Here is a 15,095-nt window from a genome sequence, read left to right as displayed (position 1 = left end):
CGGTTCATGCGTATCGTGTCGTTCGGTTATCAGACCTGGGGTCGTAAGACGCTGCAGGCTCTGATCGATTCGGAACATGAGGTGGTGCTCGCGGTCACCCATCCCGCGAGTGAACACGCCTACAAGGGCATCTGGTCCGATTCGGTCGAGGAGCTCGCCCGCGAACACGGCATTCCGGTTCACCTCACCGAGCGCGCCGATGCGGAGACCATCGATCTGGTCAAGCGCGCCGAGCCCGACATCATCGTGGTCAACAGCTGGTACACCTGGATGCCGCAGGAGCTGTATCTGATGCCGCCGCACGGCACGCTGAACCTGCACGACTCGCTGCTGCCGAAGTTCACCGGTTTCTCGCCCGTGCTGTGGGCGCTGATCAGCGGCGAATCCGAATTCGGCCTCACCGTGCACCGCATGGACGACCAGCTCGACACCGGCGACGTCATCGTGCAGCGTTCGCTGCCGATCGGCCCGACCGCCACCGGAACCGAACTCGTCCTCGCCGGAATGGAATTGATTCCGGGTGCGCTGCGGGAGGCGCTGAACGCGATCGAATCCGGCACCGCGGTCTGGCGGCCGCAGAACAAGGCCGAGCGCACCTATTTCCACAAGCGTTCCGAGCGTGACAGCCGCATCGATTGGCGCTGGGACGCAGCGGATCTGGAGCGGTTCGTGCGGGCGCTGTCCGAGCCGTACCCGCGGGCGTTCTCCTACTATCGAGGCGAGAAGGTGGAGATCACCGCCGCCGCGCTGTCGCAGGCCCGCTACGGCGGAACCCCGGGCCGAGTCGTCGTGCAGGAGGGCGGGGGCGTGGTGGTCTGCGGACCGGACGCACACCGTGGCGGCAATCTCGGTCTGGTCGTCACCCGCGTGCGCACCGCCGACGGCACCGAACACGACGGCGCCGAATTCTTCGCTCGCGGTGGTTATCTCACCGACGCCCCGCGATGACCTCACTGTCGGCGCAGGAGCCGGCCGCGGGGGAGCTGTCGGCGGCACAGCGCCGGATCTGGTTCCTGCAGACCCGCGATCCGGAGGACACCACACTCAACTGCTGTGCGGTCTACCGCCTCGAGGGTGCCGTGGGCCCGGCCCGGTTGCGGTCGGCGATCACCGGAACCGTCGCGCGGCACGAGGTTCTGCGCACCATCTACATCCCTGATGAAGACGACGAGCCGCGGGCGGTCGTGCGATCGGACGCGACGCCGTCCTGGCAGGAGGTGGATCTGCGCGATCTCGGCGCTGCCAGTCGCGAGCGCCGGGCCGAGGTGCTGATCCGCCGCGAGGCGGGACGTCCGTTCGATCCGTCGACCGAGACACCGTTGCGCTGCTTGCTGATTCGCACGGACGAGCGGCGCTACCTCCTCACTCTCGTGGTGCATACGATCGCGTGGGACGAGGACTCCTGGCAGATCTTCTTCGCCGAGGCCGGTGCGCGCTACGACGCGGCAACGGATCCGGCCGCGCCGGCGCCCCGCGGAGACGACCGGGTGCGCAGCCCCCGCGACGCCGAAGGCGGTGACGCCCCCGCGCCGGCGACCGAGGCCGCTCGCAGCTATTGGCGCAGCACGCTCTCGCCCTTGCCGCAGCCGCTGGAATTGCCGGGCCGCGTCGTCGCGACCGTGCCTTCGCTGCGCACCGCCCGGATCCGCGCCGGATTGCCGGCCGATGTGGCCGCGCGGGTGACGGAGTTCGCGCGCCGGGAGGGCGCCACGCCGTTCACGGTTCTCCTCGCGGCCTTCGACGCGCTGATCCATCGCTATACCGCCGCAACGGATTTCCTGGTCTGCGTCCCGACCGGCGTGCGGCACCCCGACGAGACCGGTATCGGGTACTTCGGCAATACGTTGCTGCTGCGGACGACGGTCGACCCCGCGGACAGCTTTCTCGACTGCCAGCGTGCGGTGAACGACCGCGCGACAGCGGCTTTCGAGCACCGCGGCACGCCGATCGACCAGGTGATCGCCGACCTCAACCCCGAACGCGGCAGTGGTCGCGACGGACTGGAGCAGGTGGCCCGCATCGAATTCGGCATCCGACGGACAGCGACGCTCACCCTGGAGGGTATCGCGGCGGAGGCGGTCGAGGTCGGCAGCCCGACGACCCGGATGCCGCTGTCGCTCACCGTGATCGCCGCCGCGGACGTGCCCGAGCACGTCGAAATCGTCTATCAGGAAGACGAATTCGACGCTCGCATCATCGAGCAGTTCCTCGCCCACTATGTACGCGTGCTCGCGGTGGCGACGGCCGAACCGGAGCGCCGCATCGGCGAGCTGGACATCTTCGGAGCCCGCGACCGGGAGGGAATCCTGGAGCAGTCGCACGGCGAACTCGTCGAGGTCGCCCCGACCACGCTGGTCGACCTGTTCGAGCGGCGGGTAGCGGTGAATCCCGAGGCGGTCGCACTCATCGATGCCCGTGACGGAGATCGCGAACTGAGCTACGACGACCTCGGCCGGCGCGCGAATCGCCTGGCGCATCATCTGATTCGGCGGGGTATCGGCACCGAGGACGTGGTGGCGCTGCGGCTGGGCACCTCGGTGGATTTCGTGGTCGCCGTCCTCGCGGTGCTGAAGGCCGGTGCGGCCTATCTGCCGATCGATCCGGCCTATCCGGCGGATCGGGTGGAATTCCTGATCGCCGATGCGCGGCCCGCACTGGTCCTGGACGCCGAGGATCTGCGGGCGGCCGAACGGGACGCCCGCACGTCGCCGCGGCACGATCCGCACGACCGCGATCGGGTGCGTCCGCTGCGGCCCGGCAATCTCGCCTACGTCATCTACACCTCCGGCTCCACCGGAACGCCGAAGGGGGTGGCGGTATCCCACGCGGCGATTGCCGAACATCTCGTGGGGTTCTGTGCGCAGTGGGGTGTGGACGCCGAGGATCGGCTGCTGCAATCGTCGTCGATCAGCTTCGACGCCTCGCTGCTCGACATCTTCGTACCCCTCACCCTCGGCGCCGGCCTGGTGATTCCGAAGGTGGACGCGTTCGATGACATACCGTATGTGGCGGAACTGATTTCGCGCTGCGGCGTGACCGTGCTGCATATGGTGCCGTCGATGCTCAGCACCTTGCTGATGCTGCCGGAGGTGAGCCGGTGGCGCGCGCTGCGCCATGTGCCGGTCGGCGGCGAGGCGCTCTACGGTGAGGTCGCCGACCGGTTCGCCGGCATCTTCGAGGCCGAACTCCGCAACCATTACGGGCCCACCGAGGCGGTCGTCTCGGCCACCCATCTGACCGTGGAGGGCCCGCAGGGAACCCGGATCGTGCCCATCGGCCGTCCCAACCGCAACGTCGCCCTGTATCTGCTGGACGAGCGGCTGCAATTGGTGCCGACCGGCGTGGTGGGCGAAATCTACCTCGGCGGTGCGCAGTTGGCGCGCGGCTATCTCGGCCGCGCCGCCGCCACGGCCGAGCGCTTCGTGGCCGACCCGTTCGCGCCCGGCCGGCGGCTCTATCGCACCGGAGATCTGGCGCGTCGCAACGGAAACGGTGAACTCGAATTCCTCGGCCGTGCCGACGAACAGGTCAAGGTGCGCGGCCACCGCATCGAACTGGCGGAAGTACAGGCCGCCGTCGCCATGCATCCGGAGGTCGCGCACTGCGTGGCCGCCGCGGTGACCGACGAGGTGCTCGGCACGGTACTGGCCGCCTACCTGGTGCCGGCACGCCACGAAAGTGGCGGTGCCGCAGTCGATACGGAAGCAGTGCGAGCGCATGCCGCGGCCGTGCTGCCGCCGTACATGGTTCCGGGCGCCTTCGCGGTCATCGACGAGATTCCGCTCACCGAACACGGAAAACTCGACCGCCGCGCCCTGCCGGCGCCACAGCGGTCGCCGGTGGAGCTGTATCGGGAGCCGAATACCGCGGTGGAGACACGGATCGCGGAATTGTTCGTGCGGATGTTCGGCCGCGAGCGGATCGGCGCCGAGGATTCGTTCTTCGAACTCGGCGGTCATTCCCTGCTGGCGGTGCGGCTACTGGCCTGGATCCGAGCCGAATTCGGCGTGCGGATCGGCGTGCGCGCCCTGTTCGACACTCCGACGGTGGCCGGACTGGCGGCCCGAGTCGAGGCATCGACGACCAATGTTAGCTTAGCCTAAGCTACGATCCGAGAGAGCCGGGATCGCGAGTCGCCCGGAGCGAAGGACAAGGAGCTGTGCAATGAACCCAGGTCGAACATCGGCGCGTCGCCGAGTGCGCGCATGCGGCGCGGTGCTGCGAACCACGGTGCTGGCGCTGACCCTGGGTCTGGTGACGGCCGTGGCCGCCTGTGGATCGGGCGCGGACGACGCCGATTCCGGTGCGGCCGTGATGATCAAGCACACCATGGGCGAAACCACCGTCGACGGCACGCCCAAGCGCGTGGTGACCCTCGGCCCGGCCTGGCTGGACGCGGCCGTCTCCCTCGGGGTCACCCCGGTCGGCTATCTGGTGCCCGGCGCCGGGGCCGGGATGACCGTGCCGTGGCTGCCGCAGCAGTTGCCGCAGCAGTCCAAGGCCCTGAACATGGGCGGCGATGTCGTCGAGCAGATCGCGGCGCTCGAGCCCGATCTCATCGTGGCGCCGGGCTACATGATGGACAAGGCCATGTACGACAAGCTGTCCAAGCTGGCCCCGACCATCGGCCCGCTGACCTCGGCACAGATCGATCCGTGGGAGGACCAGGTGCAGGCCCTCGGCAAGGCGCTGCACAAGCAGGACCAGGCCGAGAAGGTGGTCGCCGACGTGCACGGCAAGGTCGACGCGGTCGCCGCGAAACATCCTGGCCTGAAGGGCAAGACCTTCCTCACCTGCATGCTCACCACGCCCACCCAGCTGATGGTGCTGGCGGATCCGAAAGACGGTTCCGCGCAGGTGTTCACACGGCTCGGGATGACGATGCCGGCGAAACTGGTCGCCGAGGCCCCCTCGGGCGGACGGCTGGCGCTCTCGCCGGAACGGCTCGGCGATCTGACCTCCGATCTGCTGGTGTGCGGCGCGGCGCCGGGCCTGCAGGAGAAGTTCACCCAGCTGCCCGGCTACGCGGATCTGCCGTCGGTGCGCCAGGGCGGAATCTCGTTCGTCGACATGATCACGATCAACGCCATCAACCAGCCGACCGCACTGTCGGTGCCGTATCTGCTCGACAAGCTCGAACCGACGCTCGCTACCGTCGGCAAGTAAGGACTGAGTATCCATGTCTGATTCGCCCGTGCCGACTACGACCGCGCCGGCCACGATTGCTCCGAAAACCGCTGCGGCCGTGACGGAGTCGCGAACGGGCGGGCGGGGTATCCCGTTGTCCCCGGCTCAGCAGGCGGCCCTGCTGCCGGAACGCCTGCGCGGCGTCGCGGCGACGAATCTGTTTCTAGCCCTGGAGATCACCGGCGACCTCGACCCGGGCGGCCTGGACCGGGCCGCGGTCGCCGCGGTGAGCCGGCACGACATTCTGCGCACGGTCTATCCGGACGATCGCCGGATTCCGTACCAGCGCGTCGTCGACGCGCCCCAGACGGTGGTCGAGACGGTCGAGACCGCATCCTCGGAACTCGACGCCGCGCTGCGCTCCGATGCCGCGCACCGCATCGATCCGGTGCGCGAGCTGCCGATCCGAATCAGACTGCACCGCACAGCCGATCGGGACATCCTGGCCATCACCGCCCACCCGGTCGCCGCCGACGACCGCAGTATCGAACTGCTGGCGGCGGAACTGCTCGGGGGAACGACAACCGAGCCGGTGACGCAGTACCGCGGCTACGCGATGGCGCAGATGAAGTCGCTCGTCGCCGATGCCGCCGCCGACCCCGACCTCGGGTACTGGCTGGACCGGCTCGCCGATCTGCCGGAGCGGGCGACCCTGATCGCGGCCGGTAACTCCGGCGCGGAATCGGAGCCGGCCGCCGCCGCGACCCGCACACTGCGAGTTCCGGCAGCTGCCTTCGGTGACCGCGACGTCGAACTGTCCGTGGTCGCCGCGCTGGCCGCGGTGCTCGGTGCGGCGGGCCTCGGTGGTGATGTGCCCGTCGGCATCGTAGACACGGGACGCGCTGGGGCACAGTATGTTTCAGCCCTCGGCGCCTACGCGAACCATCTGGTACTGCGCATCGACACCGACGCGGCGCCCAGCGCACGGGCGTTGCTGGCGCAGGTCGCGGAGCTGGCCGTCGCCGCGCGCGCCCATGCCGCGGCCCGGATCGAGCGGATCACGCATCAACTGCGCGGGGCCGCCGCCGTCGCCGCCGGTGCGCCCTTCCAAGTACTGGTCACCGTTCGAAGCGAGGTGTCCGGCCCGAATGCGCGCGAGATCGCCCGAAGGGTGGCGCGGCCGCACGGAGTCGACATCGTCGCCGATGTCGTCAACGGAGCCGACGAGGTGGCGGTGACGCTCGAATTCCCGGTGGCACTGGCCGGGAGCACCGACATCGATGCGCTCTCGAGCGCGATCGAGCGGTGGCTGCTGAATCTCGCTGCCGAGCCGGAGACCTCGCTGCGCGCGGACGAGCTTCCCACGGTGTTCGAACGGAGCGCGGCGTATGCGGGCGGCACCGGGCTCGGCGGAAAGCCCAGCACCGATGCCGAACGGCTGATCGCCGACACCATTCGTGAGGTGCTCGAACTCGACGAGGACGACGACATCGGCCGCGCCGACACCTTCTTCGCCCTCGGCGGTGACAGCATCGCCGCGCTGCGCATGGTCACCCTGCTCGGCGAGCGAGGCTACGTGCTCGACGTGCAGAAGGTGTTCGAATTCCCGGCCGTGCACGACATGGCCGCGCAGTTGACCGAGGCCCCGGCCGCCCCGGTCGCCGAACAGAGCGCACCCGTCGCGCCGATGAGCGCCTCGGGCCTGGATCCGGCCGCGCTGGCGGCACTCGGCAAGAAGTTCGCCGCGCGGTGAGCGAGGTGGAGATTCTCGACGTCGTCGCGCTGTCACCGCTGCAGCGCGGGCTGTATTCGGTCAGTTCGATGGCACAGGGCATCGATCCCTATCTGGTGACCTTCGCGGTGCGAGTGGAAAATCTGGCCGATCCGGCGGGGCTGCGCGCGGCCTTCGACGGCGTCCTGGGGCGCTATCCGCATCTGGGCGCGGCCGTACTCGCCGAGGATGTGCCGCATCCGGTACTGGTCATCACCTCGGAGGGGCGAATCGGCTGGCGCGAGGTCGATCTGCGCTCGGCCCCCGACCCCGAGGCGGCGGCGCGGGATCTCTACTGGCAGGAGGCGCGCCGGCGGCTCGACCTCGACCGCGGCCCGCTGTTCCGGGTGGTCGCGGCCCGCGTCGGCGAGCGCGATTACGAACTGGTCTGCACCGCACACCATATCGTCGTCGACGGCTGGTCGATTCCGCTGCTGTTCTCCGATCTGATCGCCCTGCATCGCGGGGAGGGCGCGGCACTGCCCCCGGCTCCGCCGCTGCGGGAGCACGCGGCCTGGCTGGCGAGCCGCGATACCGAGGCCTCGGCCCGGGCGTGGACCGCGGCGCTCGACGGGCTGGCTCCGATGCCGATGCTCGGGCCACCGGCGCCGGCGGATCTCGATCTGCCCGTCGTGGGCGAGGCGCGCGTGGACGCGGCGGGGACCGACCTGCTCCTCACCTGGGCGCGAGCCCATGGCCTCACCCTGAACACCGTGCTCCAAATGGCTTGGGCGCGAATACTGTCCGGGATCACCGGCCGCGACGACGTGGTGTTCGGCCAGACCACCTCCGGCCGCGACGCCTCGCTGCCGAATGCGGAACGCCTGGTCGGCGCGCTGGTCACCACGATTCCGGTGCGAGTCCGGATGGACGACCGCGCGCCCGCGCAGGTCGGCGCCGAACTGCAGCGCTCGGTGGCGCGGTTGCGGGCGCACGAATATCTGGGCATCGCGGAGATCACCCGCCACGCCGGGGCCGGGCAGCTGTTCGACAGCCTGCTGGTCTTCGAGAACTCCCCGGTCGGCGCGGTCGCACCGCGAATGCCGATGGGCGGCGGCGCCACCATGACCGCACGCCGCGTCGACTCCCCGAGCCACTATCCCCTCGCCGTCGTACCGGTGCTGGAGCACGGCGAGCTGATCTGCCGCGTCGAAACCCGCCCCGACCTGCTCACCACCTTCGACCCGGATCGGATGGCGCGCCGGCTTCTCGCCGTCGCCACCCGGATCGTGACGGCGCGGCGGTGCAGCGCGGTCGATGTGCTGCTCGAAGACGAGCCCGCCGCGCTGACGGACGACGATGCCGGTGGCGCAAGCCGGGCGAGTTCTGCCGCCGGGTCCGCGCAGGCATCGCCGAGCGGTGCGGCGAGTTCTGCCACGGTGCCGGAGGCGTTGCTCAATGCCGCCGATGCGGCCGCCGATCGGATCGCGGTCGTCGACGCGACGGGCGAGCACACTTTCCTCGAATTCGGTTCCGCGGTCCGCACATTGGCCGCCGAGCTGGCTGCGGCGGGGATCGGTTCCGGCGACGCGGTGGCGGTCATGCTGCCCCGCGACCGCCGAGTCCTGCACGCACCCTTCGCCGTCGGCCTCGCCGGCGCCACCTGTGTCCATGTCGATCCGGCCACCCCGGCCGACCGCGTGGCCTATCTGCTGAGCACCAGCGGCGCGCGCATCGTGCTCGCCGACGCGGACCGCGCCGATGCCCTGGCCGAGGTCCGCGCCCAGGGTGTGGACTGCCGCCACGCAATCCCCGACACCGACGGGAGTCTCGTTTTCCCGGCCGCCGATGCGATCGATCTCGCGGCCGCGCATGGGTGGCCGGGCTCCGGCGAGACGCGCGCCGCACGGCCCGTCCCGCCATGCCGGGTACCCGCATCGGAACGCAACGGTGTTTCGAGCCGGACGACGGACATTGTGCCGCAACGGCTCTCGGACGCGCCGTTCTACGTGGTGTTCACCTCCGGCACGACCGGCAGGCCCAAGGGAGTCGCGATATCGCATCGGGCGCTGCTGAATCACTGGGCCAATCACGAGCGGCGGATCTTCGCGCCGATCGCCGCCGCCACCGGGCGCACGCTGCGCATCGGCCACGGCTGGTCCACCGGATTCGACGCCGCGTGGCAGCCCACGGTCGCGCTGCTGAGCGGCCACACCGTGGTCCTGCTGGGTGACGAGGTGCGCACCGACGCCGAGCGCATCGTCGGCGCCATCGGCGAATTCGGGATCGACATCTTCGACACGTCGCCGTCCATGCTGAACCGGCTGATCGCCGCCGGACTGTTCCGCACCGATCCCGGGACCGGCGCCGAGCGCTGTCCGCTGGCCGTGCTCGCGCTGGGCGGTGAGGCGATCAGCCCGGACACCTGGCGGCGCCTGCGGGGATTGGCGACCACCCGGGTCATCAACTTCTACGGCCCGACCGAGACGACCGTCGAGGCACTGATGGCCGATGTGCACGATCACGCCGCGCCGACCATCGGCCGTCCGTTCGACGGAATGACCGCCGAGGTGCTCGATCACCGGTTGCGGCCGGTGCCGCCCGGTGGGCAGGGCGAGCTCTACCTTTCCGGGCCGCAACTCGCGCTCGGTTATCTGGGACGGCCCGCCGCCACCGCGGCCGCCTTCGTCGCGGGCAATGACGGCGGAAGGCGTTATCGCACCGGCGATCTCGTGCGCCGCGCCGACGACGGCACCGTCGCCTACGAGGGCCGGGTCGACCGGCAGGTCAAGATCAACGGATACCGCGTCGAGCCCGATGAGGTCAGCGTGGTGTTGCGCGAGCTCGACGGTGTTCGCCACGCCGCGGCGCTGGCCTTCACCGAGAACGGACGGACCCGGCTGGGGGCACTGGTGGTCGGCGACGGCACCGTCGCACGCGTGCGTTCCGCTCTCGCCCGCCGGCTGCCGCAATTCCTGGTCCCCACCCGCATCGTGTTCGTCGACGAGATTCCGTTGAACCGCAACGACAAACTCGACGTGCACGTGGCGACCGAACTGCTGGCCCGCCCCGCCGAGACCGGCGCCCGCGCCGAACCGCGGACCGAGACCGAGCGCACCCTGCTGGCGCTGATCGAGGCGATGAGCGCCGGCGCGGGGACGCGGATCGGCATTCTGGACAGTCTGGTGGACCTCGGTATCGACAGCATCGGCGTCATCGATCTGGTATCGCGGCTGCGCGGCGCCGGCTACCGAATCTCGGCGCGAGAAGTGCTGGCGGCGGCCGATCTTCGTGACCTCGCCGCGTGTCTGGACGATCCGTCCGAGGACGTGCCGGGCGATGCCGGGGTCACACCCGCCGGAACCGTACTACCGCTCACCGACCTGGCCCTCGAGATTCTCGGCTACGGTGACTACCGCTATCTCGCACAGTCGCAGGTGCTCTCGCTGGACGGGGAGATCACGCCCGAGGCGATCGTGCGGCGGCTCGAGGAATTGGCCACCGCTCATCCCACACTGCGTTCCCGCCTGGAGACCGGCGCCGACGGCCGGCCGGTATTGATCGCGCAGGACCGCTCGAGCGCGGCCGCGTCGTTCGTCGTCGCGGAGCCGGGCGAAAGCCCCAGTGCGGCAGATTATCTCGCGGCAACCGTGCAACGGCTGGATCCGGACGCCGGTCGCATGGTGGCCGCGACCCTGGTGCCCGGTGACCGGCCGCGACTGGTGCTGTCCATCCACCACCTGGCGGTGGACGTGGTGTCCTGGCTGATTCTCGTGGATGATCTGCGCCGCCTCGACCAGGGAGTGGACGCGGTGAACGAGTCCGGACCCGAACGGATTGCGGACTCCGGCACCCGCGCGGCGCTCGGCATTCCACCCACGCTGGGCACACCGCTCGGCGGCCGCTACACCGATCCGCGCCGTGATCGGGCGGGCAAGGCGATCCAGCGGATGGTCGAACTGGGCCCCGACGACACCGAGGCACTGCTCGCCCGGTGCGCGGAAAACGATGTGCCCCTTGATGACCTGCTGCTGACCGCCTGCGCACGGTTGGTCGCCGATACCGCCGACGCGACCGGCCGCATCGCGGTGACCCGGGAATCGCACGGCCGCGACCCCGGCGACGACACCCGCCGCGTCGGCTGGTTCACCGTCGAGGAGACGGCGCTGGTTCCGGTGTCCGAACTCGAGACCTGGACTCCGGCGGCCGGCCGAGCGCCGGTCCACCATCGAACCCTGAACGCGCGCGGGCAGATTCGCCTCAACCACCTGGGCCGCTTCGACATGCTGCACTTCGGTAGCGGCCCGTGGACGCCGGTGCCGCTACCGGACCTCACCGCCGAATTCGGTGTGGCCGGACATCCGGATCTGCCGCTGCGCTTCACGATCGACCTCAACACCGCGGTGGTCGCGAAGGATTCGCGCCCGGTTCTCATCGCGCATATCGACGTGAACTCCGCGGTGCTGGACGAGGCCGGCGCCGACGCGCGGGCCGAGCGCTGGCGCGCCGTACTGTGCGATTTCGCCTCCGGAATGTCCGAAGTCAGCGCCCAGCGACAGGCAGGGTGACAGCTATGGGAGGGAAGGACCGATGACGGTTCAGACCGTGGATCCGGCCGAGCCGGAGGCAGCGCGGCCGGTGCCGCGCACCACGCCCGGCGCGCCGCTGGAACCGGACCGGGTCGCGCTGAAACAGCAGCGCCGCGCCGACGGCCTGGCCCGCAAACAGGTGCTCGCGCCGGTGAACGGCGCGTTGTCGCTGGCGAGCCTGGTCGTCGTGGCCTCCTCGATCTGCGCGGTGGTGCCGTTCATCCTGATCGTCGAGGCGTGCCGGGAACTGCTGTCCGCCCCGATCGACAAGGATCGGGTGTGGACGCTGGTGATCGCCGCGGTCGTGGTGCTGGTGCTGCGCGGCCTGTTGCAGGCCGCGGCGCTGGTCTGGACCCATCTGGTCGATGCGAGATTCCAGCTCTCGCTGCGACAACTGCTGGCGGCCAAGCTGAGCCGGGTGCCGCTGGGCTGGTTCACCGACCGCAGTTCCGGTGAGGTGAAGAAGTTCCTGCAGGACGATGTCGAGGCCCTGCACTATCTGGTCGCGCACGCCCGGCTCGAATTCGTCGGCGCGGTGACGGTGCAGGTGGTGGCGCTGATCTACTTGTTCACCGTCGACTGGCGGCTGACGCTGATCCTGCTGATTCCGCTGGTGCTCTACACCCGCGGCCTGGCGGCCATGATGGGGAAGGCACATCAGGAGCGCTTCGCCGTCTTCGACGCGAACGAACGCGCCATCGAACAGTCCATCATCGAATTCGTCGACGGCATTCAGGTGGTGCGGGCGTTCGGCCGGGCCCGCAAGGCGCACAGCACCTTCCAGCGAGCGGTCGACAACACCGCCGCGAGCCTGCTGGCCTGGAAGACGCCGATGACCAGACTGCAGTCGGCCGCCGAGATCCTGCTGACCCCGGTCCTGCTCATGCTGGTCGTGGTGGTGGCCGGCGTGGGCTTCGCCGATCTGGGCTGGACCGATCCGGTCGACATCCTGCCGTTCTTGCTGCTCGGCATCGGCCTGGGGAGTGCGTTGCTGGGCATCGGGTTCGGCGGGCAGGCGCTGCGCGAGGGTGGCGCCGCGGCGTTGCGCCTGCACCAGCTGCAGCAGCTGCCCGAACTCGAGGTGCGGGCCGACGGCGACGAGGCTGCCGATGTGGCCGGTGACGCTGCCACCACGGGGCTCGCGGTCCGGTGCGAGCGGGTGAGCTTCGGTTATCGCGCCGATCGCGCCGTCCTGCGCGAGGTCGACTTCGCGCTCGCGCCCGGTTCCATCACCGCACTGGTCGGCCCGAGCGGTTCCGGCAAGTCGACCCTGGCCCGGCTGCTGCCGCGCTTCTTCGACGTGACCGCGGGGCGAATCACGATCGGAGGCAAGGATGTCCGCGAGTTCTCCACCGCCGAGCTCTACCGCACCGTGGGCTTCGTCCTGCAGGACGTGCGGATGATTCGCGGGACGATCCGCGACAACATCGCGCTGGCCCGGCCCGACGCGAATGCGGCCGCGATCGAGCGGGCCGCGCGCGCCGCCCAGATCCACGAGCGGATCCTGGAACTGCCGCGCGGCTACGACTCCGAAATCGGTGTCGACGCGGTGCTGTCCGGTGGTGAGGCGCAGCGCCTGTCGATCGCCCGCACGCTGCTGGCCGACACCCCGGTGCTGGTACTGGACGAGGCCACGGCCTTCGCCGACCCGGAATCCGAGGCCGCGGTGCAGGACGCGCTCGCCGTCCTGGTCGCGGGCCGCACCGTGCTGGTGATCGCGCACCGGCTGCACACGATCACGGGAGTCGACCGAATCCTGGTGCTGGACAACGGCGAACTCGCCGAAACGGGGGACCACGCGACGCTGTCGGTGGCCGGCGGGCTCTATCAGCGCCTCTGGGAACAGAATCAGGCATCGGCGGGCGCGGCGGCCGGTTCCGACTCCGAAGGAGAACTGCGGTGATCAGGAAGATCTTCGCCCTCGTCCCGCCGGAACTGCGCCGCTACGTGCCGCGCCATCTGGCCCTCATCGGCGCCGGCGCGCTGGGGCAGATCGCGGCCTATCTGCTGCTGATTCCGGTGCTGCAGGCGCTGTTCGACGGTGATTTCGGCCGCGCGTGGCGCTGGACCGCCTGGCTGGCGCTCGCGGTGGTCGTCGCCTCGGTGTGCTCGTACCAGCAGTTGCTGGTGGGCCTGCGGATCGGCGTGGGCATGCTGCGCGGCGTGCAGACCCGGCTGGGCGATCATCTGAGCACGCTGCCGCTGGGCTGGTTCGCCACCGCCAACGCCGGATCCCTCTCGCGGATGGTCGTCGGCGGCGTGCGCGAAATCCTCAGCGTGGTCAACTATCTGCTCGCACCCGTGCTCACCGCGGTGCTGGTTCCGGTGGGTGTCGCGATCGGCGTCGCCTTCGTCGACTGGCGGATCGCGCTGGTCATGCTGATCAGCCTGCCGGCACTGCTGCTGGTGAGCCGCTGGGCGAACAACAGCTACACGCGTGCCGACCGCCGGCTCGATGCCGCTGCGGCCGAAGCCAATTCGCGGGTCGTGGAGTTCGCGCAGGCACAACCCGTGCTGCGCGCCTTCGGTGCGGTGGGCACCGGCAACCGGGCACTCACGCGCGCGCTGCGCGAACAGGAGGCCGCCGCCAAGCGCTTGACCGTCGCCAGTGTGCCGGGGCTGATGGTGTTCGCGCTGTGCGTGCAGATCGTCTTCCTGACCGTGGTGTCGGTGGTGGTGGCCCGCGGGACCGGCGGCGACCTCTCCATTCCGGCCACGATCGCGCTGATCGCGGTGACCTCCCGGTTCATCGAACCGATCAACCGGGCCGCGCAGCTGAGCACCGCGATCCGCAGCGCCGCCGACGCCGCCGACCGGATCACGGACTTCCTCGCCGAGCACGATCTGGCCGAGGCCACCGAACCCGTGACCCCGGGTGCGCCCGAGATCGTCTTCGACAACGTCGGCTTCGGCTACCGCGAAGGCGAAAAGGTCATCGACGGCGTATCTTTCACCGTGCCGAGCGGAACCACCACGGCCATCGTGGGCCCGTCCGGCGGCGGGAAGAGCACGCTGCTCAAACTGGCCTCCCGGTTCTACGACGTCGGTTCCGGCAGCATCACCGTCGGCGGCCACGATGTGCGCCGGCAGCCCTCGGAAATCCTGCTGCGCCAGGTGTCGCTGGTCTTCCAGGACGTCTATCTGTTCAACGAGACCATCGCCGACAACATCCGCATCGGAAATCCGGACGCCACGGCCGAGCAGGTGCGCCGGGCCGCCGAGATCGCCCGGGTGGACGAGATCGTCGACCGGCTGCCCGACGGCTGGGATTCGGCGGTGGGCGAGGGCGGCGCGGCGCTGTCCGGCGGTGAGCGCCAACGGGTTTCGATCGCCCGCGCGCTGCTCAAGGACGCGCCGATCGTGCTGCTCGACGAGGCGACCAGCGCCCTCGACCCGCACAGCGAGGCGGCGGTGGTACGCGGCATTCACGAACTGACGCGGGACAAGACGGTCGTCGTGGTGGCGCATCGGCTCGACACCATCGCCCATGCCGATCAGATTCTGTTCGTGGAGGCCGGCCGGATCGTCGAACGGGGCACGCACGCCGAACTTCTCGTACTCGGCGGGCGCTATGCCGGATTCTGGTCGGAGCGGTCCCGCGCGACCGGCTGGCATCTGGTGTCGGCTTAGGGTTTTCGCACCGTGCGGGCGGCGGTCACGGATCGATG

At 70.0% G+C, this 15,095-nt stretch carries 6 protein-coding genes and 1 pseudogene; all 7 read left to right on the top strand.

The features are described 5' to 3' along the window. Nucleotides 1-6: 6 nt before the first annotated feature. The 7 genes and pseudogenes from NA3_RS01810 to NA3_RS01780 all read left to right on the top strand — a co-directional run bounded on the left by NA3_RS01810 (nucleotide 7) and on the right by NA3_RS01780 (nucleotide 15,057). A complete protein-coding gene (locus NA3_RS01810) occupies nucleotides 7-948 on the top strand; it encodes a methionyl-tRNA formyltransferase (RefSeq protein ID WP_062961846.1) in 942 nt (313 codons plus the stop codon). Beyond that, nucleotides 945-4,070 (top strand): annotated as a pseudogene (locus NA3_RS01805) (non-ribosomal peptide synthetase); the annotation flags it as partial. The gene NA3_RS01810 and the pseudogene NA3_RS01805, both read left to right, overlap by 4 nt. A gap of 94 nt (nucleotides 4,071-4,164) precedes the next feature. Continuing rightward, a complete protein-coding gene (locus NA3_RS01800; protein ID WP_062961844.1) occupies nucleotides 4,165-5,166 on the top strand; it encodes an ABC transporter substrate-binding protein in 1,002 nt (333 codons plus the stop codon). A 13-nt stretch (nucleotides 5,167-5,179) separates the two neighbouring features. After that, entirely contained in the window at nucleotides 5,180-6,880 is a 1,701-nt protein-coding gene (locus NA3_RS01795; RefSeq protein ID WP_084490855.1) for a condensation domain-containing protein, read from the top strand. Further along, nucleotides 6,877-11,406 (top strand): non-ribosomal peptide synthetase, encoded by a 4,530-nt coding sequence (locus NA3_RS01790; RefSeq protein ID WP_227995382.1) that lies wholly within the window; start codon nucleotides 6,877-6,879, stop codon nucleotides 11,404-11,406. Before NA3_RS01795 ends, NA3_RS01790 begins: the two co-directional genes overlap by 4 nt. 22 nt (nucleotides 11,407-11,428) lie before the next feature. Then, the gene (locus tag NA3_RS01785; RefSeq protein ID WP_062961843.1) at nucleotides 11,429-13,330 is read left to right on the top strand and encodes an ABC transporter ATP-binding protein; all 1,902 of its coding nucleotides are present in this window, start codon (nucleotides 11,429-11,431) and stop codon (nucleotides 13,328-13,330) included. Further along, on the top strand, nucleotides 13,327-15,057 hold the full coding sequence (locus tag NA3_RS01780) for an ABC transporter ATP-binding protein (RefSeq protein WP_062961842.1): 1,731 nt from the start codon (nucleotides 13,327-13,329) through the stop codon (nucleotides 15,055-15,057). The genes NA3_RS01785 and NA3_RS01780 overlap by 4 nt, the downstream gene beginning before the upstream one ends. The last annotated feature ends 38 nt before the right edge of the window (nucleotides 15,058-15,095 follow it).

The organism is Nocardia africana NBRC 100379 (assembly GCF_001612635.1).
Lineage (GTDB): Bacteria > Actinomycetota > Actinomycetes > Mycobacteriales > Mycobacteriaceae > Nocardia > Nocardia africana.
This window is presented reverse-complemented; position numbering and strand designations above follow the sequence as displayed.